The sequence below is a fragment of the Pseudomonas sp. CG7 genome (genome assembly GCF_023701885.1).
Taxonomy (GTDB): Bacteria; Pseudomonadota; Gammaproteobacteria; order Pseudomonadales; family Pseudomonadaceae; genus Aquipseudomonas; species Aquipseudomonas zanjanensis.
Map to the genome: position 1 here is coordinate 1 of NZ_JABAEE010000059.1, position 23,437 is coordinate 23,437.

Genomic DNA, 23,437 nt, shown 5'->3' on the forward strand with positions numbered 1-23,437 from the left:
TCTCGTGGCGCGCGCGCTGGCCCCCGCTGGGCCGCGTCGCGGCCCCTTTTGTGAGCGCTGCGCACTCAAGCGGGAGCAAGCTCCCTCGCCACAAAAGCCTGTCCATTGAAGCAAGGGGCTGTGGCCGATGAACCTCTCCGGCCCCTTCATCCGCCGCCCCGTAGCAACCATGCTCCTGAGCTTCGCGATCATGCTGCTCGGTGGCGTGTGCTTCGGCCTGCTGCCGGTCTCGCCCCTGCCGCAAATGGATTTCCCGGTGATCGTGGTCCAGGCCAACCTGCCAGGCGCCAGCCCCGAGGTGATGGCTTCGACGGTGGCCACGCCGCTGGAGCGTTCCTTCGGCGCCATCGCCGGGGTCAACACCATGAGCAGCCGTTCCAGCCAGGGCTCCACGCGGGTCATCCTGCAATTCGACCTGGACCGCGACATCAACGGCGCGGCCCGGGAGGTGCAGGCGGCCATCAATGCCTCGCGCAACTTGTTGCCCAGCGGCATGCGCAGCATGCCCACCTACAAGAAGGTCAACCCGTCCCAGGCGCCGATCATGGTGCTGTCGCTGACCTCGGATGTGTTGGAAAAAGGCCAGCTCTACGACTTGGCGTCGACCATCCTGTCCCAGAGCCTGTCCCAGGTGTCGGGCGTGGGTGAGGTGCAGATTGGCGGCAGCTCGTTGCCGGCGGTGCGCATCGAACTGGAGCCGCAGTTGCTCAATCAGTACGGCGTCGCCCTGGACGATGTACGCACCGCCATTGCCGACAGCAACGTGCGCCGGCCCAAGGGCTCGGTGGAGGACGACCGGCGCATGTGGCAAGTCCAGGCCAACGACCAGTTGGAAAAGGCCAAGGACTACGAAACGCTAATCATCCGTTACCAGGATGGCTCGGTGCTGCGGCTCAAGGACGTGGCGAAAGTCACCGACAGCGTCGAGGACCGTTACAACAGCGGTTTCTTCAACGACGATGCCGCCGTATTGCTGGTGATCAACCGCCAGGCAGGCGCCAACATCATCGAGACGGTCAACGAGATCAAGGCGCAACTGCCGGCGTTACAGGCGGTGCTGCCGGCCAGCGTCAAGCTGAACCTGGCGATGGACCGCTCGCCCGTGATCAAGGCCACCCTGCATGAAGCGGAAATGACCTTGCTGATCGCCGTGGCCCTGGTGGTGCTGGTGGTGTTCCTGTTCCTCGGCAACTTCCGCGCTTCGCTGATCCCGACCCTGGCGGTGCCGGTGTCCCTGGTGGGCACGTTTGCGGTGATGTACCTGTACGGTTTTTCCCTGAACAACCTGTCGCTGATGGCGTTGATCCTGGCGACCGGGTTGGTGGTGGACGACGCCATCGTGGTGCTGGAGAACATTTCCCGGCACATCGACGAAGGCGTGCCACCGATGCAGGCGGCGTACCGGGGGGCCGAGGAGGTGGGCTTTACCCTGCTTTCGATGAACGTCTCGCTGGTGGCGGTGTTCCTGTCGATCCTGTTCATGGGCGGCATCGTCGAGAGCCTGTTCCGTGAATTTTCCATCACCCTGGCGGCGTCCATCGTGGTGGCGCTGGTGGTCTCGCTGACCCTCACGCCGATGCTTTGCGCCCGCTGGCTCAAGCCCCATGTGCCCGGGCAGGAAAACCGCTTGCAGCGTTGGAGCCAGGGGATCAACGAACGGATGGTCCGTGGTTACGCCACCAGCCTGGACTGGGTGCTGCGCCATCGACGCCTGACCTTGCTGAGCCTGCTGGTGACCATCGGCGTGAACGTCGCGTTGTATGTGGTGGTGCCGAAGACCTTCATGCCCCAGCAGGACACCGGCCAACTGATCGGTTTTGTCCGTGGCGACGATGGGCTGTCGTTCGGCGTGATGCAGCCGAAGATGGAAATCTTCCGCCGCGCCGTGCTCAAGGACGAGGCCGTGCAAAGCGTTGCCGGCTTCATTGGCGGCAACAACGGCACCAACAACGCGTTCATGCTGGTGCGTCTCAAGCCGATCAAGGAACGTAATATTTCCGCGCAAAAGGTCATCGAGCGCCTGCGTAAGGACATGCCCAAGGTTCCCGGTGCGCAATTGATGTTGATGGCCGACCAGGACCTGCAGTTCGGTGGCGGTCGCGAGCAGACCACCTCCCAATATTCCTACATCCTGCAAAGCGCCGACCTGGCGTCGCTGCGCACCTGGTACCCCAAGGTCGTGGCGGCCTTCCGGGCCTTGCCGGAGCTGACCGCCATCGACGCCCGCGACGGTGGCGGGGCGCAGCAGGTGACACTGGTGGTGGACCGCGACCAGGCCAAGCGCCTGGGCATCGACATGGACATGGTCACGGCGGTGCTCAACAACGCCTACAGCCAACGACAGATTTCCACCATCTACGACAGCCTCAACCAGTACCAGGTGGTGATGGAGGTCAATCCCAAGTATGCCCAGGACCCGAGCACCCTCGAACAGGTCCAGGTGATCACTGCCGATGGCGCGCGGGTGCCGTTGTCGGCCATTGCCCATTACGAGAACAGCCTGGAGGACGACCGGGTCAGCCATGAAGGCCAGTTCGCCTCCGAGGGCATCTCCTTCGACATGGCCGAAGGCGTGACGGTGGAGCAGGGCACCGCGGCCATCGAGCGGACGATCGCCAAGCTCGGGATGCCCGAGGATGTCATCGTGAAAATGGCTGGCACCGCCGACGCGTTCGCCGCCACCCAGAAGAGCCAGCCGTTCATGATTTTGGGCGCGTTGCTTGCGGTGTACCTGGTGCTGGGGGTGCTGTATGAAAGCTACATTCATCCGCTGACCATCCTGTCCACGTTGCCGTCGGCCGGGGTCGGCGCGTTGCTGTCGATCTACGCGCTGGGCAGCGAGTTCAGCCTGATCTCGTTGTTGGGGCTGTTCCTGCTGATCGGCGTGGTGAAAAAAAATGCCATCCTGCTGATCGATCTGGCCTTGCAACTGGAACGTGCCGGGCAGACGCCGCTGGAGTCGATCCGCAGCGCTTGCCTGCTGCGGTTGCGACCGATCCTGATGACCACGCTGGCGGCGATCCTTGGCGCCTTGCCGTTGCTGCTCGGCGCCGCCGAAGGCTCGGAAATGCGTCAGCCGCTGGGCCTGACCATCATCGGGGGCCTGGTGTTCAGCCAGGTCCTGACCCTCTACACCACGCCAGTGGTTTACCTTTATCTCGACAAGCTGCGCCATCGCTTCAACCGCTGGCGTGGCGTGCGCACTGATGCTGCCCTGGAAACTCCGCTATGACCGACCGTTCGCCTTTCAATCTTGCCGCCGTGCTGGCGACCACCCGTGGCTCGCGGGTGCTGAGCCTGGCGCTGTGCGTGGCGATGCTCAGCGCCTGCGCCATCGGCCCGGATTACCAGCGTCCCGCGGCGGCCGCCCCGGTGCAGTACAAGGAGGCCCAGGGCTGGCGCCAGGCCAACCCCAGCGATGCGATGGCCCGGGGCGCCTGGTGGGAGCTGTACGGCGATGCGCAACTCAATGGCCTCGTGGACACGCTCAACGCATCCAACCAGACCGTGGCCCAGGCCGAAGCCCAGTACCGGCAGGCCCGGGCGCTGGTGCGTAATGCCCGTGGCGCCTTTTTCCCCACCGTGGACCTGACCGTTGGCAAGACGCGCTCCAGCCAGGGCACGGGTAGCAGCAGTTCAAGCCTGAGCAGTTCGTCCAGCGGCATTCGCGACACCTACAGCGCCCAGGCCGGTGTCAGTTGGGAGGCAGACGTGTGGGGCAAGTTGCGCCGCACCCTGGAAGCCGACGAGGCGAGCGCCCAAGCCAGTTTCGCCGACCTGGCGGCGATGCGCCTGAGCCAGCAATCGGAACTGGTGCAGAATTACTTGCAGTTGCGGGTGAGCGACGAACAGAAGCGCTTGTTGCAGACCACCGTCGACAACTACCAGCGCTCCCTGAAAATGCCCGAAAACCAGTACCGCGCCGGGGTGTCCGGCAAGGACGCGGTGGCCCAGGCGCAGAACCAGCTCAAGACCACCCAAGGCGACCTGATCGACCTGATCTGGCAACGGGCCCAGTTTGAAAATGCCATCGCCGTGCTCATCGGCCTGCCACCGGCCGAATTCAACCTGGCCGAGACCCAAGACATCCCGACACTGCCACAGATCCCGGTGGCGCTGCCCTCGCAACTGCTCGAACGCCGGCCAGACATCGCCTCGGCAGAGCGCTCGGTGATGGCCGCCAACGCCAACATCGGCGTCGCCAAGGCCGCGTATTACCCGGACCTGACCCTGAGCCTCAGCGGCGGCTACAGCAGCAGTACCTATGACAACTGGGTGAGCGTGCCGAACCGCTTCTGGTCGGTAGGCCCGCAACTGGCGATGACATTGTTCGATGGTGGCCAGCGTTCGGCGGAAGTCGACCGCACCGTCGCGGCCTATGACCAGACCGTCGCCACCTACCGCCAGACGGTGCTCGACGGCCTGCGGGAGGTGGAAAACTATATGATCCAACTCAAGGTGCTGGAAGACGAAGCCCGCGTGCGCCAGGAAGCCCTGGACGCCGCCCGGGAATCCCTGCGCCTGACGCAGAACCAGTACAGGGCCGGGCTGATCGCCTACCTCGACGTCGTGACTGTCCAGGCCACGGCGCTGAGCAACGAACGCAGCGTGCTGAGCCTGCAACAGAGCCGCTTGATTGCCAGTGTGCAATTGATTGCGGCGCTGGGCGGGGGCTGGGATGGGCAGTTGCAGGCGGAGGAGAAACCCTGAGTGATTGGGTAGCGCCGCAAGGTGCTTTTGTGGCGAGGGAGCTTGCTCCCGCTTGAGTGCGCCGCGCTCATAAAGTAGGGGACTGCTACGCAGTCCAGCGGGAGCAAGCTCCCTCGCCACAGAGTTAATGGCTGTCAAACAGTCCCGCTTTTGGCCGATGCACTGCCTACGTCCCGTCGCGATGGCTTGGTATAGTTCAGGCCTCTTTTCAGCCGGTAAAGGATCACTGCCATGTCGCAATACCAAGCGTTCAACGTCGAACTTGCAGACAACATCGCCCATGTGCAGATCAATCGGCCGGAAAAGATCAACGCGATGAACGCTGCCTTCTGGCGCGAGATCATCGAGATCTTCCAATGGATCGACGACACCGATGAAGCGCGGGTGGTGGTGCTCAGCGGTGCCGGCAAGCATTTTTCCTCCGGCATCGACCTGATGATGCTGGCAGGCGTGGCCAACGAACTGGGCAAGGACGTGGGGCGCAATGCGCGGTTGCTGCGGCGCAAGATCCTGCAGCTGCAAGCCTCGTTCAATGCCGTGGACAATTGCCGCAAGCCGGTGCTCGCGGCCATCCAGGGCTATTGCCTGGGCGGTGCCATTGACCTGATCTCTGCTTGCGACATGCGTTATGCCACCGAGGACGCCCAATTTTCCATCAAGGAAATCGATATCGGCATGGCCGCCGACGTTGGCACATTGCACCGCTTGCCGAGGAGCGTCGGGGACGGCATGCTGCGTGAACTCGCTTATACGGGGCGCACTTTTGGTGCCGACGAAGCGCGCAGCATCGGCCTGGTCAATCGTCTCTACAGCGACTCCGCCAGGCTGCTCGACGGTGTGATGGGCATTGCCCGGGACATCGCCGCCAAGTCGCCGATTGCCGTGACCGGCACCAAGGCAATGATCAGCTACATGCGCGACCACAGCATCGATGACGGCCTGGAATACGTCGCCACCTGGAACGCCGCCATGTTGCAATCGACCGACCTGCGCGTGGCCATGGCCGCCCATATGAGCAAACAGAAACCCGAATTTCTGGATTGACTGACCATGATTTCACGCTGGACCACCGCAGTACTCGACACCGACGTTCCCGGCGGCTGGGCCGTGGCCCGCAGCCCGGAAGGCTTTCTGTTCGATGACAACGGCGCGCTGTTTCCCCGCGAATGGCTCAAGCGCCAGGACCTGTCGATCCTCGCCGAACACGGCATCGGTCACCTGGATGGCGAGCCTGTCTACCTGCTGGAATTGCACAGCCCGCTGGACATCCCCGGCTGCAACTGGAAAGGCCTGCGGGCGTTCATGCTCGAGGACGACCACACGTTGTACAAGGTGTTGGGTTATGCGGCACAGATTGGCACCTGGGCCCGGGAACATCGCTTCTGTGGCAGTTGCGGCAAAGCCATGAGCCAGATTCCACTGGAGCGGGCGATGTATTGCGAGGCCTGCGACCTGCGTCACTATCCGCGGATTTCACCGAGCATGATCGTGTTGATTACCCGTGGCGATGAAGTCCTGCTGGCTCGTTCGCCGCGTTTCGTCACGGGTGTCTACAGCACCCTGGCGGGTTTTGCCGAGCCCGGCGAGTCGGCCGAGGACTGCCTGGTTCGCGAGGTGCGTGAAGAAGTCAGTATCGAGGTGAAGAACATCCAGTACATGGGCAGCCAATGCTGGCCGTTTCCCCATTCGATGATGCTCGGTTTCCACGCTGAATATGCCAGCGGCGACATCGTGCCCCAGGAAGATGAGATCGAGGACGCCCAATGGTTCAACGTCCACGACCTGCCACCGTTGCCGGCCTCGCGCTCGATCGCCCGCTACCTGATCGACCTGTACGTGGCGCGGCGCTTAGGCCACGCTGAACCAGTGCTGCCAGGCTAGGCGCACGGTCAAGCCCAGCACCACGGTGATGAACACCGGTCGGATGAACTTCGCGCCGCCGCTGATGGCGGTGCGAGCGCCGAAGAACGCGCCAACCATCACCGACAGGCCCATGCTCAGGCCGATGACCCAGTCTACCTGCCCGGAAAAAATGAACACCGACAGCGCCGCGATGTTGCTGACAAAGTTCATGCTGCGAGCCACGCCACTGGCCTTGACCAGGTCGATGGGGTAGAGCAGCAGGCTGCTGACGGTCCAGAACGCACCGGTACCCGGCCCGGCCACGCCGTCATAGAAACCCAGGCTGAAACCCTGGGTCGACTGCCACGTCTTCTTGATCGGCGCATCGCTGTCCAGCGGCGCCTTGGGCGTGCCGCCAAACAACAGGTACAGGCCGCAGGCGAAGACGATCACCGGCAACATCTTGTTCAGCCACTCGGCTGGCAGGTAGTGGGCGACGATGGCGCCGGCCAGGGCGCCGACCAGTGTGCCGACGAGGGCATGAGTCCACTGCCTTGGGTGGAACAACTTGCGCTTGTAGAACGTGAAGCTGGCCGTTGCCGAGCCAAAGGTCGAGCTGAGCTTGTTGGTCCCCAGGACCAGGTGGGGCGGCAAACCCGCAGTTAGCAGCGCAGGCGTGGTCAATAGCCCACCGCCGCCGGCAATGGCATCGATAAAACCGGCAATGAAGGCGACAACGGCGAGGATAGCGAGGGTAGTGAGGTCAACGCTGAGTTCGAAAGGCATGGAATGGGCTTATTTGGCAGGACGCAGAAGGGCTGCGGGAAGGCCGGTATGTTACCCATAATGGTGCAGGGCTGCGACTGCCTAAGACCTGTGACATTGCCGTGGCGAGGGAGCTTGCTCCCGCTGGGCCTGTAGGAACCGTGCAGGAGCTGTGTAGGAGCTGTCGAGTGCAACGAGGCTGCGATCTTCCCCCATCCAGTTGAGTCTCAAGCGAAAGATCAAAAGATCGTCCGAACGCGGCCCGAGCCTTCGCCAGCTCCTACAGCCAGCGGGAGCAAGCTCCCTCGCCAAAGGTTCGATCGTCACTCCGGCCGAAACACCGCTCGCAGACAGTTCTGCGTCTTCTCCTTGAACATCGCATAACCTTCCACCGACTGCTCCAGTCCCATCGGATGGGTCAGCAGATAGGACGGGTCCAGCTCACCTTTCTGGATGTGCTCGAACAACCGTCCCACGTAACGCTGTCCAGGCTGTTGGCCGGAGCGCAGGGTCAGGGATTTATTGACGATGGCGCCCATGGGGAATTTGTCCAGCAGGCCGCCATAGACACCGACCACCGAGACAGTGCCGCCTTTGCGACAGGCGCGGATCGACTGGCGCAGTACTGTCCCGCGTTCGGTGTGCAGACGCATCATTTGCTTGGTCTTGTCGTAGAAATAGTCGATCTCTGTGCCGTGGGCCTCCATGCCCACGCAGTCGATGCAGCGATCCGGGCCTCGGCCACCGGTCAGTTCCAGCAAGGCGGCATGCACGTCAGTCGTTTCATAGTTAAGGGCGATGGCACCGGCCTTTTCTTCCGCCAATTGCAAGCGATCAGGCAGGCGGTCGATGGCAATCACTCGTTCGGCCCCCAGCAGATAGGCACTGGCAATCGCCATCAACCCGACCCCGCCGCAACCCCATACCGCCACGGTATCGCCCCGTTGGATGTCGGCGTTATCGGCGGCGAAATAACCAGTGGGCACCGCATCGGAGACGAATACTGCCTGTTCGTCAGTGATGCCCTCGGGGATCTTGAACAGGTTGACGTCAGCAAACGGCACGCGGATATAGGTTGCGTGACTGCCGGCATAACCGCCAAACGCATGGCTGTAGCCGATGATGCCGCACGCCGGTTGGCCGTAAGCGATGTCCGTTGCGCTGGGATTGGGGTTGGAGTTGTCGCAGCAGGAAAAATCCGAGCGCCTGCAATGTTCGCATTCTCCGCTACCGATGATCGAAACGGTGACAACCCGGTCGCCTTTGCCGAAAGACCTGACGGCCGAGCCGATCTCCACGACTTCACCCATGAATTCATGGCCAATGATGTCGCCGGCCTGCATGGTCGGCACATAGCCGCCCAGCAAATGCAGGTCTGACCCGCACACCGACGACATCTGCACCCGCACGATCGCGTCGCGGGGATTGAGAATGGACGGATCATCTACGGTTTCAACTTGTAGCTTGTTCGGGCCTTGCCAAGTCAATGCGCGCATCAGGCGTTACCTCCGGTGGAAGGCGTGTGGGCGGATGTGTGAGGGGCCTCTGTGGCGGGATGAACGAACAGGAAGTCCTTCGTACCGGAGGCGTGCATGCGGTTGGTGCTCACCTCGCCGGTTTCCAGTTGTTGCTTGATGCTGCGCAGCAGGTGCAACAAGGCTTTGTCCGAGAACTTGGAAATCGCCGCGGCCAAGGCATAACCGGCGGCACCGAGGGACGCTTGGCAGGCGACGATGACCTTTAGCTGCGTGCCACGGCCGGCCGGCGCGTCGCTAAAGTGCATCTGGATGTCATGCTTGATTCGTGTTTCCGGGCCAGCTGTCCAGTGCAGCTTGCGACCGTCCTTGGGCTCGTCCTGTTGGATGTCACAGTGCAGGGTCTTGTCCATGGGACCGTGGGCGACCCAGCGGTAAGTGCCTTCACCGGTTTGTTCGATGGCATCGACCCAGGGCACCAGCGCACCCAGGTTGCCCGGGTTGCGACAGAACGCGAAGACCTCTTCCCTGGGTTTGCCCACGGTAATGCTGCGAGAAATCACTTTGCTGCCGCTCCAGTCCCGATCCTGTTCAAAGGCTTGTTCGAACGGACTATGGGTCAGCGCGTGCTTGATCCTGCATGTGCCTGAATAGCCGCGCCAGGCGGCACAGGCGCCGAGCAGCACCTGCGGCCAGCCCTGGAACCCGCCTTGGCGTAGGCCGTTAGCGATCAACAAGGCGCCGGCCAGTAGCGATACGGCACGTTCCGGCGTGCCGAGATTGGGGTGCGACGGGGTCGGCACCGTAGCCCGGCTCGCAACCAGTTGGGGTCGTTCAGACATGATGGTTTCCTCATTCTCCAGGGGCGACATAAGGAATGAACCGAGGGGAGGCGCGGTTGTTCCATCAACGTACGGGCTTTCCGATGAGGCGAATCCTGGCGCTCCGGTTAAAGCGTTCGCCAGGACAACCGGGATTCGCCGGCAGATTTGGCCAGGAAGGGCAGGCCGACCGTTCGACGATTTTTTTTTGAAATCAAGGGGTTGTCAGCCTAGGCAAATGAGTACATAATTGCGCCCATCGAACGCACTGGGACGTAAAAAATCTCAATGTTTTCAAGGAGATAGCGCTGAGTAAGTGCCCTGTTTCCTGACCAGGTTTGTACCGCGGTTGATGTAGCGACATCGCATCAAGCGTCTTGAGGCCGAATAGCAAAATGGTTATGCAGTGGATTGCAAATCCACCTACGCCGGTTCGATTCCGACTTCGGCCTCCACTATTAAAAAGCTCTGTAGATCTATGATTTACAGAGCTTTTTTATTTTCGAAGCATTGAAAGGTTTTGTCTTGAAAAGGGCATAAGCTGCCTTGCTTCAAAGAGGAGGGATGTATATATTCCCCCTCTTGCTGCACCAGCCAGGTCATCGGTTTCTGCCGATGCCCCATGGCTAACCGCGCTACCGCCCGAATGGCGAAACTGGTAGACGCATGGGACTTAAAATCCCCCGCTCGTAAGGGCGTGCCGGTTCGATTCCGGCTTCGGGCACCATCTAAAATCAAGGGTTTGCGGGCGAAAGCTGATGCAAACCCTTGTTCGTTTCTGCTGCTGAAAACTGCCGAAGAAACGGAGCCCAGCCTCCCAGCCTCCGGGTATTTTCGTGGGCAAACCTCTACACTCGGCGTTGAGATTAGCAAGGTGTGGCCAGGCGGTAGCTTCCGTCCAGGCCAGCCCGGTGCGCTAATCCTTTGACCATGGAGGGGTATCAAGTGAAAACAATCGCAACGATGAGTCTGTTGGCCTTGATGAGCAGCGGCGCCGCATACGCTGGGGAGACAACGTCCGCCGATGGGAAAACCCTTGCCGTTAACTTTGGCGAGCCGACCGTCAAGCAAGTGCTGCACTATCGGAAAATGTACGACAAGAAGCCCTTTCCCGATGCGGAAATTTATTACTACAGCAACGGTTTGTACAAAATCATCTCCCAGGGAGAGAACCACTACGGTGTCTACGTCTTGCAGGGTCAACACACTGACGAGACCTACACGGTGAAGTTTATCTCGCTGCCTTCCCCGGACTGGGGAAATAAAACTGCGTTTCACCAGCTCACCTTCATTCGAGGTGATGGGCAGAACGTGTTTATCCAGAACGCGATTGTCGACACTGGCGAGGCCATAGCGCAGCAGAACGGGACCTATACGCAGGAAAAGAATACGGTGCTCAATCCCATCAGTACCGCTTGGCGCAAGCAGTGAATCCGGCGTAAAAAATCTGTTTAGCAGCCTAAACAATAGGTTGTGTGAGTATTCTCATGCAACCTGTCAGGTGTAAACCATCGGTGCCGGCTTTCACAATCGTCGGCGAAACGCCTCAAGAATATCCCGCGTGCCCTTTTTCATTTGCAGTTGGGCGATGGCATCCAGCGGATGCCAGAGGCAATCGCTGATTTCATTCTGTGGCCTGGCCGCGGTCAAGTCGCTGACCGACGCTTCGAATACGTGATGCTCGGTTTGCCCGTCATTGATTCGCATCAGGTAGAGCAGGTTTTCGACGTCCAGGCCCGTTTCTTCTGCCAGTTCCCGGATGGCTGCCCCGGCATGGGTTTCGCCGCGTTCAACGGTACCGCCTGGCAGGGCCCAGCGGCTGTTGGCTTTGCGAACCAGCAAAATGTGGCGATTGTCCTCGCAGATGACGGTCGCTCGAATTTTCATGGCGGTACTCGATCTGTGACTGTCATTAAACTGAAATATATCTGCAATATTTGAGCCTGGCATTACCTGCTCGTTCAAATGTGATTTTTTCAGAGTCTTATCAGTACGACCGTGGCGGGGTGGGAAAGACTGAGTTCATTTGCGCTGTCATCCTTCTGATCGGTCTGCTCGACCGCCAGCGCCGGGCTTTCGACCGGTTATCGCCTCAAATTGAATCAGCTGCAAAAAAATGAATCCATGTTGGGTGCAATGGCTGGCCCCGGCAGGGGAAGGACCGACAGATGACCACCGTTGAAGACTTCAAGATCAAATCCCATGAGCTCCTGGTGGAGCTCGATACGGCCACAGCGGAAATGATGAAGCTCATATGTGTCCATCAAATGAGCGGATCGACCTGGGATGAGGCGGTCCAGCGTCAGCATGAAGCCTATGAGCAATGGGTCGCTTATCTGAATGGGCGGGAATAGGCGCCACGCCCGGCCTGGGCGCAAATTCTTTGAACGGCGCTTGAGCGTCTGTGCCTAATCCTTAAACCGCCAAGAGGATTGAGCCATGTCTGAATTAGCCAGTTACTTCTGGATCGCCGTCGCGGTGCTTCTGCTGCTCGTGGACCTATGGGCGATCATCAGCGTATTTCGAAGCGACAAGTCGGCCGGAACCAAGGCTGGCTGGGCGCTGCTGCTGATCATCCTGCCGGTGTTGGGTCTGGTCATCTGGGGCGTGGCCGGGCCGCGCGGCGTCAAGGAACCACCGTCGTCACCGGAGCACAGCAAGGGCTAGCGAGAACACTGCGCTGCGTGGCCGGCCTGTCACTGGTTCTTCCACTCGCCGCCGGTGGTTTCGCAGTCTTGCTGAGCCTGCTGCAACTGCTCGACCCCATAGTAGTACCACGTCACTTTGGCGTTGTCGGGAAGGTTGGCCGACCCACCGCTCTTGTCTTTACTGGTTGAGCGCGGGTTGGCCAACGCTTCCTGGGTCAGCCTGGCTTGGCATGTCGCCACATACCCCTCGTCACAACGCTCGACTTTGCGCTTCTGGGTACTGACCGTTCCCTTGCTTTCATTGCTGCAAGACCAGTCCAGGGTTTCGGCGGGCACGCCTTTGTATTCGTAGCAGCTATGGCTTTCGATTACCGGAACCGACTGGCTCTGGGATCGGGTGATGACGTCGCAGCCTTGGGCCATGACGGCGGTGGGGCTCGCACAAGCGATCAATAGCAGGATTCTGGCATTCATATGATTCTCCCTTTGCGGCATTTGCACCGGTGCCTATCCATTTCGAGGCGCAAAAAAAGCCCGCGTTCCATCAGTTTTCCAACCGGTAGAACTCAGGGGGAAACATCGCTGGCATGGCGCGTCAGCGGAACTTGGGCAGCGGCGGTTCAGTGGGCTTGAGCGAGGTCAGTGCGCTCTGGATCGACGGCGCGTCCTTGTCGATGTCGTTGAGCCGGTCTCGAATGCGCACGGCGGTGGGGTGCCCGCCTTGATGGTCGACCCAGTCGGCGATTTCCTTGCAGGCTGCCGTGAGCCTGGCCTGACGCGATTCCAGCAAGGTGAGCTGGGTGGTGATGGACTCTTTTTCGGACATGTCACACCTCCATTCAGGGTTGATGAGGCAGCACAAGACCCGCCATGGGCGGGTCTTGCTGTGGTTTAAGCGTAGTTGAGTTATTTCGGATCTGTCGAAGAAACCGGCGCCCGGTCGGACAACCGGTGGCCGGAAACGGTGCGTGATATTTCAGCCGGATTCCTTGACCCAGGCCGGCGCGACGCTCGCCCGCCAGCGCACGTCGGTAATGCCGTATTTTTCCGCAAGGGGCTTGGAAACCCGCTTGACCTTCTCCCTGCCGAATTTCGGTATGCGTCCGACCCCCGCATCGCAGCTGGCCCAATGCCAAGCCTCGGAGTTATTCATCACTTCTGCACGAATAATGAATGACTTGGGTTCGCCATGAAGCATGTAGTCAATGATGTAAAGCGATGGCCCGCCCATAAATCCTCCCTAATTAGTCCTATACGGATGGATACAAAGGCATTCGGAAAATTCCATCGAATTTCCAGACGGTCAAATTTATGCCGCCGAGGCTCAAGCGCGGGGCAAGCGCAAACTTTGCGAGCAGCCATTATTCACAGCAAGGAACCAAACCCGGTTACCCTTCTCCAAGGTGGGCTTCAACACCGGCGGCCAGGGATCTAAGGCGAGGCAACGCGGCATCAATTAAAGGCAAAACATGAAAAACATCGCCAGGGTGCTGTTCATCGCAGCCCTCGCCATCGGTTTGTCGGGCTGCATTGGCGCCCCCATCGAACTGACGCCGCAAACCGAGCAACGCTTGCGTGAACAACCCCCGATCCGTTTCCTGCTGACATTCGATGATGGGCCCAGCGCATCGTCTTTCTGGAACCCTAGCCTGGCGGTGCTGGACGCCCTCGTGGACAACCCGGTACAGCCCGGCATCAAGGCAGTGTTTTTCCTGCAGACCCGCTCGCCACGCGCCGGAGGCAGCGATATTGGCCGCTCGATAATGCATCGGCAGCAGGAGGAGGGCCATGTGTTGGCCTTTCATACGGCCACCTACTGGCACACCAATCACCGGTTCCTGAGCCCTGATGAGCTGGAGCAATCGCTCACCCACGGTGGCAATGATATTGCCGCCATGACCGGCGCGGCGCCGTCCCTGGTCAGGCCACCGTTCTGGAGCTTCGACAGGCGCACTGCGGCGGCTTACCGAGCACATGGCCTGCACATTCTGCTGACCGACTTGAGCGCAAATGATGGCAAGGTCTGGGGTATCACGATGAGCCCCCGGCGGCGCATCAACCTGGTCCGACAACTCTCTGAGGTGCGCGAGCGCATCGCGGCCGGGCAACTGCCCGCGGTGGACGGGGTGATCCCGGTGGTGGTGACGTTTCATGACATCAATCGTTATACCGCCCGGCATGCCCGCGAATACCTGCAAATACTGCTCGACAGCGCCAACGCCACCGGCATGAGGACCGCCGCCAGGCCATTCTATGATGACCGCCAGGCGCTGGAGCGAGCGGCGCTGGCCCGGACGGTCGATCACAGCACTGAGCCCGTACGTTTGCCGGGGCTGTGGGACTGGTTGTGGGATTCCGACGCCCACTGAGGTCGCGACCGACGTCCGGTCGCTACCCCTGGACAATCAGCGTGTATCGTAGGCGATGCACCCTTGGTTGAAGTCGGAGGTGACTATGAGTACTGCGATGATGACGAAAATGCACGTCAATGGGTATGACGTGCTCAGCGTAAACAGCGGTCCGTGGAGAGTCTGCACCCAGGCTGACCGGTTGGGCTCCTTCGCTTCCCGCGAGGAAGCGCTGGCCTTCGCCGCCGCGTTGCCGACTCGGAGAAACCGTAGCGGCCGGCCTGTAAACACCAAATAGGTGGATGCTCACCCATACTGTTCAGGCGACAAACCCGTGGCGAGGGAGCTTGCTCCCGCTTGAGTGCGAAGCGCTCACAAAAGGGGGCGCTACGCAGCCCAGCGGGAGCAAGCTCCCTCGCCACAGGGGACGCGTTTTTCTCCGACCCAGTCAGGTACGCGCCAACTCCAACGGGATCTCCAAGGTAAACAGCGCACCTTGCCCCGGCCCATCGCTGTGGACATGCAAGCGGCCATTCATTTCTACCGCCGCCAGGGCGCAGCTGTGCAGGCCAAACCCGTGGCCGTCCTTGCGTGTCGTAAACCCGTGAGTGAAGATGCGCGCCAGGTTCTCTGCGGAAATGCCTTCGCCACGGTCCTTGACGCTCAGGCAAAGCGTCGTTTCGTCGAGAATGCGGATTCCCAAGGTCATTTCACGCGGATGCCCTTCAGTGTCCGACATCGCAAACTTGGCATTGCTGATCAGATTGATCAGGACCAGCAACAGCCTGTGCTTGTCGCCCATGATCATGGGAACGTCCTGGTAATCCTTGATGACGGTGACGTGGTGCCTGCTGAGGGCGCCCGAATTCATTCGTAGGGCATCTTCGAACAGGTCGCTGACCTTGAGCGGTTCGATCAGCCTGGCGGCGCCCGCATAGGTTTGTTGGGTCGTGACGATTTCCTTGATGTGATCGATGCTCTTGGTCAACTGCGCCAATTCATCGATCAGCAGCGCCTGTTCGGCGGCGATGGAGTCGACCAACTCGTTGAAATAGCGTGGCAGCAAGCGGCCTTTTTCATCGTGGCTAATGAAGTGGCCAAGGTCCTCGGCGTGTTCATTCATCATATTGACCGCTTTGGTGAGCCCGAGCGTCTTGCTGTGCCTCAACTTGCGGGTTACCACCTCGGCTGAAATATTGACGCTGTTGAGCACATTCCCGACGTTGTGCAGCACGTTCGTCGCGATTTCGGCCATGCCCGCCATCCGGGCCGCCTCCACCAGCTCGCGTTCGGCTTCCATCAGCTCACGCGTGCGCTCCTGCACGCGCTCTTCGAGGCGTTCGTTGGACGATTGCAGCGCCTGGTTGATCTGGTTGATCGTGGCGTAGCTGCGAACCAACCGCACCGCCAGGTAGATCATCAACAGCGCCATCAGGCTTGCGCACACGGCCAGGTAGATGTGGTATTGACGGTCCGTTGCGGCGGTCCTGCGCTGTGTCTCGTTCAACAATTCATTGATACTGTCCAGTTCCTGGGCAACCGGAATGACGCTGATGCGGTCAAGCAGGTCATTGACGACCGGTTGTTCCTGAACGATGGTCTTGACGTGCTGGGTCAGGGTTATGAAGGGCGCCTGGTCAGTCGCGGGCAATCGTTCGATGTAAGGCTCCAGCTCAGTTAACTTGCCTTGCAACTCCCTGGCTTTGTCCGTCGTGACATAAAGCGCGAACTCCAATGTTGTCAGGGTCAACTCAAGCACATTGGACGCCACGGTCATGCGTTCCAGCGGGCTTTCGATATTCATGTCCTTCAGCCGCGTTTGTATCTGGTCTTCAACCTGCGGCAGCGCATCCAGGGAGGTGCGTAGATGGGCGTTGTGTCGTTCGAATTGCTCCACCAGCAAGGATTTGTTCTTGACGGCTTCCACATAGCCCTGGCGACGGGACATCCAAAGTGTCGCCAAGGGGCCGGTGTTGTTGAGCTGCTCCAATTGCTGCCAGCGACTGTCGGCCTCTGGTGGCGGGGCCAGGGAGAGGTTGTTGTTGATGCCGATCTTTTTCCTCAGGATCTTGCTGTTCCAGTTCGCATCGGATTGTTTGAGTTGGCGAATGAAGTCGCGGGATTCGAAGTAGGTCGATGAGTCGTACGTGTATGACTTGATCAGAAAGAATATCAGCGCAGAAAACACAATAAGCGCGACGGCCAACAGGGCGGGCCATTTATATTTTTTTATAAGCGTGGTCACGCTGTTCTCCTATGCGGGGTGCTGATCAATGCGTAGGTGAATTCCCGAGGCGGGAGATGCTCAAGATTTGAGCCGAAGGGGAGGCGAGGTAATCGTCGTACGGTGGGTCGTGTCGATCTGCTTTTGCCTGGATGCACGTTGAGCTCGCTGCTAACGATGAACGTCGGGTTCATTGCCGAGTGTAGCGCTAACGAGCGGGATGATGTCTGTCGGGGGCGCTCCCGGGATGGAGCAGGCGCGGCCAGGGAGGCCGCGCCGATGGCGTTACTTGATGTCGATGAAGGGCAGGGCGCTGTTCGGCAGCACGGTGGTTGGCAGCACGCCATTCCAGCGCTCGGCCTTGGTCAGCTCCACCAGGTTCTGGTTGCTGGCCAGGGCCTGGGCCCGCGCCTTGATGGCCTCGGCTTCGGCTTTGCCGCGCAGTTCGGTCGCCAGCGCGTCTGCCTTGGCCTGGGCCACTTGCGAGTCAGCTTCGGCCTGGGCCTGGGTTACCCGGATCTGCGCCTGGACCTGCTCGGTGGCGAGCTGTTGTTCGCGGGTCTTGACTTGGACTTCCGCGGCCATGCGCGCTTCGATGGCCTTTTCGTAGGCGTCACTGAAATCGATGTTCTCGACCTGGACACTGTCGATGATGACCGGACCGGTAATGGTGGCCTTGATAGCCGTGGAAATATCGTTGACCAGTTGGACGCGGTTCTGCACGGCAGCCACGGCGTTGAACTTGCCAAAGACGTTTTCCACCTGGGTCGGCACCTGGCGGCTGATCATCCGGTCGCGGATGCCTTCCAGGTCCTTGAACTGGGTGTAGACCTTCGCCACATCGGAAGGCGCGATATGCCAGGACACGGACACCTTGAGCTCGGCGGACTGTTGATCCTTGCTGTAGGCCTGCAGGTCTTCGTAGGCCGTGACCTGGCTCTGGACGCTGATCATGCGTACGGATTCGATGAATGGCGTCTTGAAGGACAGGCCCGGTTCAACCACCCCGACCAGCGCACCGTTGCGCAGCAGTACACCGCGCTCGGTCTCGTCGACGGTGTACCAGCTGCCGAACAATACACACAACAGGACGATGCCCATGATTGCAGCAACGATGGAGCCGATGGTTTTGCTGGTCACTTTTCTTTCCTTGAGTGGCGGGGTGGGGTTGGCCATAGCGTTGTCCGATGCTGAAGCTGCAATAGGTATTCTGAATGCCGGACACGAAAAAGCCCTGATAAATCAGGGCTTTAACGTTAGAAGATGGCGGAGGCGATGGGATTCGAACTCATGGACCTGTTACAGTCGACGGTTTTCAAGACCGTTGCCTTAAACCACTCGGCCACACCTCCGTATTGCGTTGCGGGCGCCATAATACCCGAATGAAACACACTGTCAAACTCTCTACGTAGCTTGTTACAGAGCGTCTGTTATGATCCTTGCCACTGAATGTTTCAAAACCGGAGGAGTGTCGCCATGCGCGAACAGGATTACGCAGTGAACAACAGCGTGCAGGCTGAGCAGCTAGAGGTTAGCCGCGTCCTGCGCAACACTTATGGCCTGCTGGCACTCACGCTCGCTTTCAGCGGTGTGATGGCCTACGTCGCACAACAGATGCGGGTGGGTTACCCGAACATCTTCGTCGTGCTGATCGGTTTCTATGGCCTTTTCTTCCTTACCAACAAACTCCGTGACTCGGCATGGGGCCTGGTGTCGGCTTTCGCCCTGACCGGTTTCATGGGTTTCCTGCTCGGCCCGATCCTCAATCGCTACCTGCAAATGCAGGGCGGCGCCGAAGTGGTCAGCTCGGCCTTTGCAATGACCGCCCTGGTATTTGGTGGCCTGTCGGCCTACGTGCTGATTTCCCGCAAGGACATGAGCTTCCTCGGCGGTTTCATCACCGCAGGTTTCTTCGTCCTGCTGGGCGCGGTGCTGGCCAGCTTCTTCTTCCAGATCAGCGGCCTGCAACTGGCGATCAGCGCCGGCTTCGTGCTGTTTTCGTCGGTCTGCATCCTGTATCAGACCAGCGCCATCATTCATGGCGGTGAGCGTAACTACATCATGGCGACTGTCAGCCTGTATGTATCGATCTACAACCTGTTCGTCAGCTTGCTGCAGCTGTTTGGCCTGATGGGGCGTGACGACTGATTGCATGCGATGAGTGAAGAGTCCGCTTTGGCGTGATGCTGTTCACATAGAGACAACGGCGCTTCTTTCAGCAATGGGAAGCGCCGTTTTTTTTGGCGCATTTTGGAAGGAATGACGGGTATATCCGTTTTTTCGGTAACGGCCGCTCAGGGGGCCGCAGCAACATCGTCAACAACCCCCAGCCGACTGTAGGGTCGCCTGGCCCCGCAAGAAAAAACGAACCCCAAGTGATTTATCGGGTTCTTACACTATGTTCCGCGATAAACGGGGCGTCCGGCGGGGCTGCGGTCTTGCCCACCAAACACTGCGATCAAAGGAGGCGACATGCCCAACTCCTTCCCTTCGCCCTGGTGGAAGAACGCTGTGATCTACCAGGTTTATCCACGTTCCTTTGCCGATGCCAACGGCGACGGCATCGGCGATCTTTCCGGCTTGACCGCACGCCTGGATCATCTGCAACTTCTGGGCGTCGACGCGTTGTGGCTGTCCCCGGTCTTTCGTTCCCCCATGTGCGACGCGGGCTACGACATTTGCGACTACACCGATGTCGACCCGTTGTTCGGCACCCTGGCTCACCTGGATGAATTGATCGCCCAAGCCCACGCACGAGGCCTGATGGTGTTGCTGGATTTCGTGCCCAACCACACTTCGGACCAACATCCCTGGTTCATCGAGTCGCGCGCAAGCCGCGACAACCCCAAGCGCGACTGGTACATCTGGCGCGACCAGCCAAACAACTGGCGTGCCTCGATCGACGGCGGCAGCGCCTGGACCTGGGACGAGACCAGCCAGCAGTACTACCTGCATTTTTTCCTGCCGCAACAACCCGACCTCAACTGGCACAACCCCGACGTGGTGGCGGCCATGCACCAGGTGTTGCATTTCTGGCTGGAGCGAGGCGTGGACGGGTTCCGTGTCGATGTCGTGCATTGCGTCGGCAAGGATCCGAGCTTTGCCGATGATCCGCGCTGCATGGCCGGTGAAACCATGGTCAAGATCAACGACCAGCCGTACAGCCACGAAGTGTTGCGTGGCTTGCGCCGGTTGGTGGACAGCTACCCCGGCGAGCGGGTGTTGATCGGCGAGGTGAACATTCGCTCCACGGCCCAGGTGGCGGCCTATTATGGGGCCAGTGACGAACTGCACATGTCGTTCAATTTCCCGCCTTTGGACGCCCCCTGGGATCCGGTGGTATTCCGCATGTGCATACGCGAGGTGGAGAACGATCTTGGCCCGTTGCAGGCGTGGCCAACCTGGGTGCTGTCCAATCACGACAATAGCCGACACCGCAGCCGCTACGGCGGTTCGCTACGCCGGGCCCAAGCCGCTGCGGTCCTGCTGCTGCCGCTGCGCGGCACGCCGTTTATCTATCAAGGCGAAGAACTGGGTTTGGAAGACGCCGTGGTCACGGCCCTGACCCGCGTCGATCCGGGCGGCCGGGATGGCAGCCGGGCGCCGTTGCCCTGGACCGTCCAGGCGCCCCATGGCTGGGCCGGGGCCGCGCCGTGGTTGCCCTTTGCGCCGGATGCCGACGTGTTGGCCGTCGAGGCGCAGGAACGAACAGCCGATTCCACCCTGGCGCTGTACCGGCGCCTGCTGGCCTTTCGTCGCGCCAGCCTGGCGTTGCGCCTGGGCGCCTGGGAGGAACTGCCATCGCACCCACAAGTGCTGGCCTATCGTCGCCACTGTGAGGGCGATGAACGGCTGGTCTGCATCAACTTCGCCGACAGCGCACATACGTTCCCCCTGGCTGACGCCTGGCAGGTCGAAATCGCCAGCGACGGGGCGGGCGAAGGTCAAGTATTCAGTGGCCGACTGGCTGCCGAGCAGGCTGTGATCCTGTGCCGATGAGGAGTGACCGATGAAAGCCAACTGGCACCGAAAGACCCTGATTTACCAGATCGATCCGTCCTTGTTTTCCGACAGCAATGGCGACGGCCGCGGCGACCTGAAGGGCATCATCCAGCGCTTGGATTATCTGAAGGCACTGGGCGTTGGTGCTCTCTGGCTGATGCCGGTGTACCGCTCGCCATTCAAGGACGCGGGTTATGACGTCAGCGATTTCATGGCCCTGGACCCACGCTTCGGCAGCGAAGAAGACCTGCGCCAGTTGATTGTCCAGGCCGGGGAGCGCGGCATGCGCGTCATCCTTGAACTGGTGGCGCAACACACCAGCGACCAACATCCCTGGTTCCAGAGGGCGCGGCGCGACAAGGACAGCGTCTACCGGGATTATTACGTGTGGTCCGACACTCCGGTGGACGACGGCAACCAACCGATCTTTCCGTCGGTGGAAGACAGCATCTGGCAATGGGACGAACAAGCCGGGCAGTACTACCGGCACCTGTTTTATCGCCATGAGCCGGATCTCAACCTGGCGAACCCACGTGTGGTCGAGGAAATCGAGTGCATCATGGTCCACTGGCTCGAGCTCGGCATCGCCGGTTTTCGCCTGGATGCCGCTTCGCACCTGGTGGAACAGGCCGGTGGCGAAGATGAAGAGAAGGGCGTCTGGGTACTGGACCGGCTGTTCAAGTGCATGACCGCCATCAACCCCGAAGGCGTGTTGCTGGGGGAGGTCGACGTCGAACCGGAGCGCTATAGCCATTACTTCGGAAACGGCGAACGCTTGGGGTTGGTGCTGGATTTCTGGGTCAACAACCATGTGTTCCTGGCGTTGGCTCGCGGCCAGGCCGAACCCTTACAGCGTGCCATCGCCCGGCGTCCCGCACCGCCGGACGGTGCCAGCTATGCGGTGTGGCTGCGCAACCATGACGAACTCGACCTGGAGCGCTTGAGCGCTGAGGAACGTGAGGAAGTGATGCAAGTCTTCGCCCCGGAGGCGGACATGCGCCTGTATGGCCGGGGTATTCGCCGACGCCTGGCGCCGATGCTGGACGGCGATGTGCGCCATCAAGCGCTGGCCCAGGCCTTGCTGTTGTCGCTGCCCGGCACGCCCATCGTGCGTTACGGTGAAGAAATCGGCATGGGCGACGATTTGTCCCGTCCCGAGCGGCTCTCTGTGCGCACGCCCATGCAGTGGAACAGCCAGGCCAACGCCGGCTTTTCATCGGCCCAGCGCCTCGTCGCTCCGGTGATCGATGAAGGCGCCTTCGCCTACACCCAGCTCAATGTCGAGGACCAGTTGAATGCACCTGAGTCGTTGTTGGGCCGGGTGCGGCCATTGCTGTTGGCCCGTGCCGGCCTGCCTGAGGTGGGCGACGGCGAAGCCCGGCTGCTGACGGTCGATCACCCGGCGGTATTCGCCGTGGCCCATGTGGGCGAGGCCACCTCGGTGATGTTGGCCAACCTGAGCAACGACACGCTGACCGTGAAGCTGGACGGCCTGGACTTGCAAGGCTTCAAGGAAATCATTTCGGACAGCCAATACCCGGCCGCCCTTGATCGGCAACTGACCTTGAATGGCTATGGCTATCGTTGGTGGCGCCGCACCGGATCAGAACAATAACAACACCACCGCCAGCACTCCACCGGTTGCCAGCAACAGCGCCGACACTTGGGTGGAACTGAGGGCCAGCGCCGTATCCCGCGAACGACCGGAGAACCGCCCTCGGGTGCGGTGCAGGGACTCCTGCGATTCGAACAGATTGTCTGGCCGTTGGCTGTTGTCGTCTTTGTCGGTCATTTGTCCGGCATAGGCGCTGCGAGCCATCAGGCGGTCCAACAGCCCTGGCATCAGGCAGGTGCCAACGATGGCCTTCACGGAGGCGGCGCCGAGCCACAGCTCCCGGGGTGTGCGCTTGACCACGCTGAAAATCGCCCGGGCGGCCACGTCCGGATCATGAATCGGCGGCACCGGCTGCACGCGCTTGCTCAACTTGTTGCGTGCCCAATCGAACTGCGGTGTGTTGATCGCCGGCAGTTGCACCATGCACACCCGGATGTCGCTGTGGTCGTGGAGCAGTTCGCAGCGCAGTGAGTCGGTGAAGCCCCGCACCGCGAACTTGGCCGCGCAATACGCTGCTTGCAGCGGAATGGCGCGGTAGGCCAGCGCGGAGCCGACCTGGATGATCACGCCGCGATTACGCGGGGCCATGAGCTGCAGCGCCGCCAGGGTGCCGTGCACGGTGCCCAGGTAGGTCACGTCCGTAACCCGGTGGATCTCGTCGGCACTCAGTTGGCGAATGGGAGAGAACACAGTGACCATCGCGCAATTGACCCAGACGCCGATCGGGCCGAGTTCTCGCTCCATTCGCTGTGCGGCGTCGGCTACCGCCTGGGCATCGGCCACGTCGACGCTGATTGCCAGGCAGGTCGCCCCCAATTGCGTCAACTCTTCTGCCGTGGCCGCCAGCGCCTGTTCGCCCCGGGCCAGCAGCCCGACCCGGTAGCCGGCGACGGCAAACCGATGCGCCGTGGCGCGGCCGACGCCGGCGGTGGCACCACAGATCACCACGACAGGTGGGCTTTGTTCCTCCATGGCGCTCGCTCCGCA

22 protein-coding genes and 3 tRNA genes are annotated in these 23,437 nt (G+C 60.6%); 14 read left to right on the forward strand and 11 right to left on the reverse strand.

The window, feature by feature from the left end; all coding sequences use genetic code 11:
- Window positions 1–127 precede the first annotated feature (127 nt).
- The 4 genes from HGO40_RS21595 to nudC all read left to right on the forward strand — a co-directional run bounded on the left by HGO40_RS21595 (window position 128) and on the right by nudC (window position 6,591).
- Window positions 128–3,232 (forward strand): efflux RND transporter permease subunit, encoded by a 3,105-nt coding sequence (locus HGO40_RS21595; RefSeq protein WP_250964671.1) that lies wholly within the window; start codon window positions 128–130, stop codon window positions 3,230–3,232.
- A complete protein-coding gene (locus tag HGO40_RS21600) occupies window positions 3,229–4,710 on the forward strand; it encodes an efflux transporter outer membrane subunit (protein ID WP_250964672.1) in 1,482 nt (493 codons plus the stop codon). Before HGO40_RS21595 ends, HGO40_RS21600 begins: the two co-directional genes overlap by 4 nt.
- A gap of 231 nt (window positions 4,711–4,941) precedes the next feature.
- The gene (locus tag HGO40_RS21605) at window positions 4,942–5,754 is read left to right on the forward strand and encodes a crotonase/enoyl-CoA hydratase family protein (protein WP_250964673.1); all 813 of its coding nucleotides are present in this window, start codon (window positions 4,942–4,944) and stop codon (window positions 5,752–5,754) included.
- 6 nt (window positions 5,755–5,760) lie between these two features.
- Window positions 5,761–6,591: an NAD(+) diphosphatase gene (gene nudC, locus HGO40_RS21610; protein WP_250964674.1), complete on the forward strand. Its 831-nt coding sequence runs from the start codon at window positions 5,761–5,763 to the stop codon at window positions 6,589–6,591.
- Here nudC and HGO40_RS21615 read toward each other — a convergent pair.
- From HGO40_RS21615 to HGO40_RS21625, 3 genes are all read right to left on the reverse strand, one after another.
- Window positions 6,559–7,338 carry a TSUP family transporter gene (locus HGO40_RS21615; RefSeq protein WP_250964675.1) on the reverse strand — a complete coding sequence of 260 codons (780 nt, stop codon included), beginning with the start codon at window positions 7,336–7,338 and terminating at the stop codon, window positions 6,559–6,561. The two genes, nudC and HGO40_RS21615, sit on opposite strands and share 33 nt — an antisense overlap.
- A 302-nt stretch (window positions 7,339–7,640) precedes the next feature.
- Window positions 7,641–8,813 carry a zinc-dependent alcohol dehydrogenase gene (locus HGO40_RS21620; protein WP_250964676.1) on the reverse strand — a complete coding sequence of 391 codons (1,173 nt, stop codon included), beginning with the start codon at window positions 8,811–8,813 and terminating at the stop codon, window positions 7,641–7,643.
- Window positions 8,813–9,634 (reverse strand): SRPBCC family protein, encoded by an 822-nt coding sequence (locus HGO40_RS21625; RefSeq protein ID WP_250964677.1) that lies wholly within the window; start codon window positions 9,632–9,634, stop codon window positions 8,813–8,815. The genes HGO40_RS21620 and HGO40_RS21625 overlap by 1 nt, the downstream gene beginning before the upstream one ends.
- Before the next feature lie 360 nt (window positions 9,635–9,994).
- Between HGO40_RS21625 and HGO40_RS21630 the strand changes: the two genes are divergently transcribed.
- The 3 genes from HGO40_RS21630 to HGO40_RS21640 all read left to right on the forward strand — a co-directional run bounded on the left by HGO40_RS21630 (window position 9,995) and on the right by HGO40_RS21640 (window position 11,044).
- Window positions 9,995–10,068 (forward strand) — tRNA-Cys (locus HGO40_RS21630).
- A gap of 185 nt (window positions 10,069–10,253) precedes the next feature.
- Window positions 10,254–10,340 (forward strand) — tRNA-Leu (locus HGO40_RS21635).
- A 236-nt stretch (window positions 10,341–10,576) separates the two neighbouring features.
- Window positions 10,577–11,044 carry a hypothetical protein gene (locus HGO40_RS21640; protein ID WP_250964701.1) on the forward strand — a complete coding sequence of 156 codons (468 nt, stop codon included), beginning with the start codon at window positions 10,577–10,579 and terminating at the stop codon, window positions 11,042–11,044.
- Window positions 11,045–11,137: 93 nt separating this feature from the next.
- Here HGO40_RS21640 and HGO40_RS21645 read toward each other — a convergent pair whose 3' ends face one another.
- Window positions 11,138–11,500 (reverse strand): NUDIX hydrolase, encoded by a 363-nt coding sequence (locus HGO40_RS21645; protein WP_250964678.1) that lies wholly within the window; start codon window positions 11,498–11,500, stop codon window positions 11,138–11,140.
- A 281-nt stretch (window positions 11,501–11,781) separates the two neighbouring features.
- Here HGO40_RS21645 and HGO40_RS21650 point away from each other — a divergent pair, with 281 nt between their 5' ends.
- Together HGO40_RS21650 and HGO40_RS21655 are read left to right on the forward strand one after the other, a co-directional pair.
- The gene (locus HGO40_RS21650; RefSeq protein ID WP_186705734.1) at window positions 11,782–11,967 is read left to right on the forward strand and encodes a hypothetical protein; all 186 of its coding nucleotides are present in this window, start codon (window positions 11,782–11,784) and stop codon (window positions 11,965–11,967) included.
- 85 nt (window positions 11,968–12,052) lie between these two features.
- Window positions 12,053–12,280 carry a PLD nuclease N-terminal domain-containing protein gene (locus tag HGO40_RS21655; RefSeq protein ID WP_207965897.1) on the forward strand — a complete coding sequence of 76 codons (228 nt, stop codon included), beginning with the start codon at window positions 12,053–12,055 and terminating at the stop codon, window positions 12,278–12,280.
- Between the two features lie 29 nt (window positions 12,281–12,309).
- Here the strand turns inward: HGO40_RS21655 and HGO40_RS21660 are convergent, their stop codons facing one another.
- The 3 genes from HGO40_RS21660 to HGO40_RS21670 all read right to left on the reverse strand — a co-directional run bounded on the left by HGO40_RS21660 (window position 12,310) and on the right by HGO40_RS21670 (window position 13,492).
- Entirely contained in the window at window positions 12,310–12,735 is a 426-nt protein-coding gene (locus HGO40_RS21660) for a hypothetical protein (protein WP_250964679.1), read from the reverse strand.
- Window positions 12,736–12,856: 121 nt separating this feature from the next.
- Window positions 12,857–13,087 carry a hypothetical protein gene (locus HGO40_RS21665; RefSeq protein ID WP_250964680.1) on the reverse strand — a complete coding sequence of 77 codons (231 nt, stop codon included), beginning with the start codon at window positions 13,085–13,087 and terminating at the stop codon, window positions 12,857–12,859.
- A 150-nt stretch (window positions 13,088–13,237) separates the two neighbouring features.
- Entirely contained in the window at window positions 13,238–13,492 is a 255-nt protein-coding gene (locus tag HGO40_RS21670; protein ID WP_047226592.1) for a DUF6555 family protein, read from the reverse strand.
- 238 nt (window positions 13,493–13,730) lie between these two features.
- Between HGO40_RS21670 and HGO40_RS21675 the strand changes: the two genes are divergently transcribed.
- Window positions 13,731–14,630, forward strand: a complete 900-nt coding sequence (locus HGO40_RS21675) for a polysaccharide deacetylase family protein (protein ID WP_250964681.1) — start codon at window positions 13,731–13,733, stop codon at window positions 14,628–14,630.
- A gap of 85 nt (window positions 14,631–14,715) precedes the next feature.
- Window positions 14,716–14,907 (forward strand): DUF2188 domain-containing protein, encoded by a 192-nt coding sequence (locus HGO40_RS21680; protein ID WP_250964682.1) that lies wholly within the window; start codon window positions 14,716–14,718, stop codon window positions 14,905–14,907.
- A gap of 150 nt (window positions 14,908–15,057) precedes the next feature.
- Here the strand turns inward: HGO40_RS21680 and HGO40_RS21685 are convergent, their stop codons facing one another.
- The 3 genes from HGO40_RS21685 to HGO40_RS21695 all read right to left on the reverse strand — a co-directional run bounded on the left by HGO40_RS21685 (window position 15,058) and on the right by HGO40_RS21695 (window position 18,185).
- Window positions 15,058–16,854 (reverse strand): DAHL domain-containing sensor histidine kinase, encoded by a 1,797-nt coding sequence (locus HGO40_RS21685; protein WP_250964683.1) that lies wholly within the window; start codon window positions 16,852–16,854, stop codon window positions 15,058–15,060.
- Window positions 16,855–17,118: 264 nt separating this feature from the next.
- Window positions 17,119–17,973 carry a prohibitin family protein gene (locus HGO40_RS21690; protein WP_250964684.1) on the reverse strand — a complete coding sequence of 285 codons (855 nt, stop codon included), beginning with the start codon at window positions 17,971–17,973 and terminating at the stop codon, window positions 17,119–17,121.
- A 124-nt stretch (window positions 17,974–18,097) separates the two neighbouring features.
- Window positions 18,098–18,185, reverse strand: a tRNA-Ser gene (locus tag HGO40_RS21695).
- A 124-nt stretch (window positions 18,186–18,309) separates the two neighbouring features.
- Here HGO40_RS21695 and HGO40_RS21700 point away from each other — a divergent pair.
- The 3 genes from HGO40_RS21700 to HGO40_RS21710 all read left to right on the forward strand — a co-directional run bounded on the left by HGO40_RS21700 (window position 18,310) and on the right by HGO40_RS21710 (window position 22,450).
- Window positions 18,310–18,981: a Bax inhibitor-1/YccA family protein gene (locus HGO40_RS21700; RefSeq protein WP_014338124.1), complete on the forward strand. Its 672-nt coding sequence runs from the start codon at window positions 18,310–18,312 to the stop codon at window positions 18,979–18,981.
- A 324-nt stretch (window positions 18,982–19,305) separates the two neighbouring features.
- Window positions 19,306–20,832 (forward strand): alpha-amylase family glycosyl hydrolase, encoded by a 1,527-nt coding sequence (locus tag HGO40_RS21705; RefSeq protein ID WP_250964685.1) that lies wholly within the window; start codon window positions 19,306–19,308, stop codon window positions 20,830–20,832.
- A 10-nt stretch (window positions 20,833–20,842) separates the two neighbouring features.
- Window positions 20,843–22,450 carry an alpha-amylase family protein gene (locus HGO40_RS21710; protein WP_250964686.1) on the forward strand — a complete coding sequence of 536 codons (1,608 nt, stop codon included), beginning with the start codon at window positions 20,843–20,845 and terminating at the stop codon, window positions 22,448–22,450.
- Here HGO40_RS21710 and HGO40_RS21715 read toward each other — a convergent pair.
- Window positions 22,439–23,422, reverse strand: coding sequence for an SDR family oxidoreductase (locus HGO40_RS21715; protein WP_250964687.1), 984 nt, complete (start codon window positions 23,420–23,422; stop codon window positions 22,439–22,441). The two genes, HGO40_RS21710 and HGO40_RS21715, sit on opposite strands and share 12 nt — an antisense overlap.
- Window positions 23,423–23,437 lie beyond the last annotated feature (15 nt).

What these genes read in the sequence shown, in the direction of transcription:
- HGO40_RS21595 (WP_250964671.1), top strand. Translation starts at nt 128, where the DNA reads ATGAACCTCTCCGGCCCCTTCATCCGCCGCCCCGTAGCAACCATGCTC.
- HGO40_RS21600 (WP_250964672.1), top strand. Translation starts at nt 3,229, where the DNA reads ATGACCGACCGTTCGCCTTTCAATCTTGCCGCCGTGCTGGCGACCACC.
- HGO40_RS21605 (WP_250964673.1), top strand. Translation starts at nt 4,942, where the DNA reads ATGTCGCAATACCAAGCGTTCAACGTCGAACTTGCAGACAACATCGCC.
- nudC (WP_250964674.1), top strand. Translation starts at nt 5,761, where the DNA reads ATGATTTCACGCTGGACCACCGCAGTACTCGACACCGACGTTCCCGGC.
- HGO40_RS21615 (WP_250964675.1), bottom strand. Translation starts at nt 7,338, where the DNA reads ATGCCTTTCGAACTCAGCGTTGACCTCACTACCCTCGCTATCCTCGCC.
- HGO40_RS21620 (WP_250964676.1), bottom strand. Translation starts at nt 8,813, where the DNA reads ATGCGCGCATTGACTTGGCAAGGCCCGAACAAGCTACAAGTTGAAACC.
- HGO40_RS21625 (WP_250964677.1), bottom strand. Translation starts at nt 9,634, where the DNA reads ATGTCTGAACGACCCCAACTGGTTGCGAGCCGGGCTACGGTGCCGACC.
- HGO40_RS21640 (WP_250964701.1), top strand. Translation starts at nt 10,577, where the DNA reads ATGAGTCTGTTGGCCTTGATGAGCAGCGGCGCCGCATACGCTGGGGAG.
- HGO40_RS21645 (WP_250964678.1), bottom strand. Translation starts at nt 11,500, where the DNA reads ATGAAAATTCGAGCGACCGTCATCTGCGAGGACAATCGCCACATTTTG.
- HGO40_RS21650 (WP_186705734.1), top strand. Translation starts at nt 11,782, where the DNA reads ATGACCACCGTTGAAGACTTCAAGATCAAATCCCATGAGCTCCTGGTG.
- HGO40_RS21655 (WP_207965897.1), top strand. Translation starts at nt 12,053, where the DNA reads ATGTCTGAATTAGCCAGTTACTTCTGGATCGCCGTCGCGGTGCTTCTG.
- HGO40_RS21660 (WP_250964679.1), bottom strand. Translation starts at nt 12,735, where the DNA reads ATGAATGCCAGAATCCTGCTATTGATCGCTTGTGCGAGCCCCACCGCC.
- HGO40_RS21665 (WP_250964680.1), bottom strand. Translation starts at nt 13,087, where the DNA reads ATGTCCGAAAAAGAGTCCATCACCACCCAGCTCACCTTGCTGGAATCG.
- HGO40_RS21670 (WP_047226592.1), bottom strand. Translation starts at nt 13,492, where the DNA reads ATGGGCGGGCCATCGCTTTACATCATTGACTACATGCTTCATGGCGAA.
- HGO40_RS21675 (WP_250964681.1), top strand. Translation starts at nt 13,731, where the DNA reads ATGAAAAACATCGCCAGGGTGCTGTTCATCGCAGCCCTCGCCATCGGT.
- HGO40_RS21680 (WP_250964682.1), top strand. Translation starts at nt 14,716, where the DNA reads ATGAGTACTGCGATGATGACGAAAATGCACGTCAATGGGTATGACGTG.
- HGO40_RS21700 (WP_014338124.1), top strand. Translation starts at nt 18,310, where the DNA reads ATGCGCGAACAGGATTACGCAGTGAACAACAGCGTGCAGGCTGAGCAG.
- HGO40_RS21705 (WP_250964685.1), top strand. Translation starts at nt 19,306, where the DNA reads ATGCCCAACTCCTTCCCTTCGCCCTGGTGGAAGAACGCTGTGATCTAC.
- HGO40_RS21710 (WP_250964686.1), top strand. Translation starts at nt 20,843, where the DNA reads ATGAAAGCCAACTGGCACCGAAAGACCCTGATTTACCAGATCGATCCG.
- HGO40_RS21715 (WP_250964687.1), bottom strand. Translation starts at nt 23,422, where the DNA reads ATGGAGGAACAAAGCCCACCTGTCGTGGTGATCTGTGGTGCCACCGCC.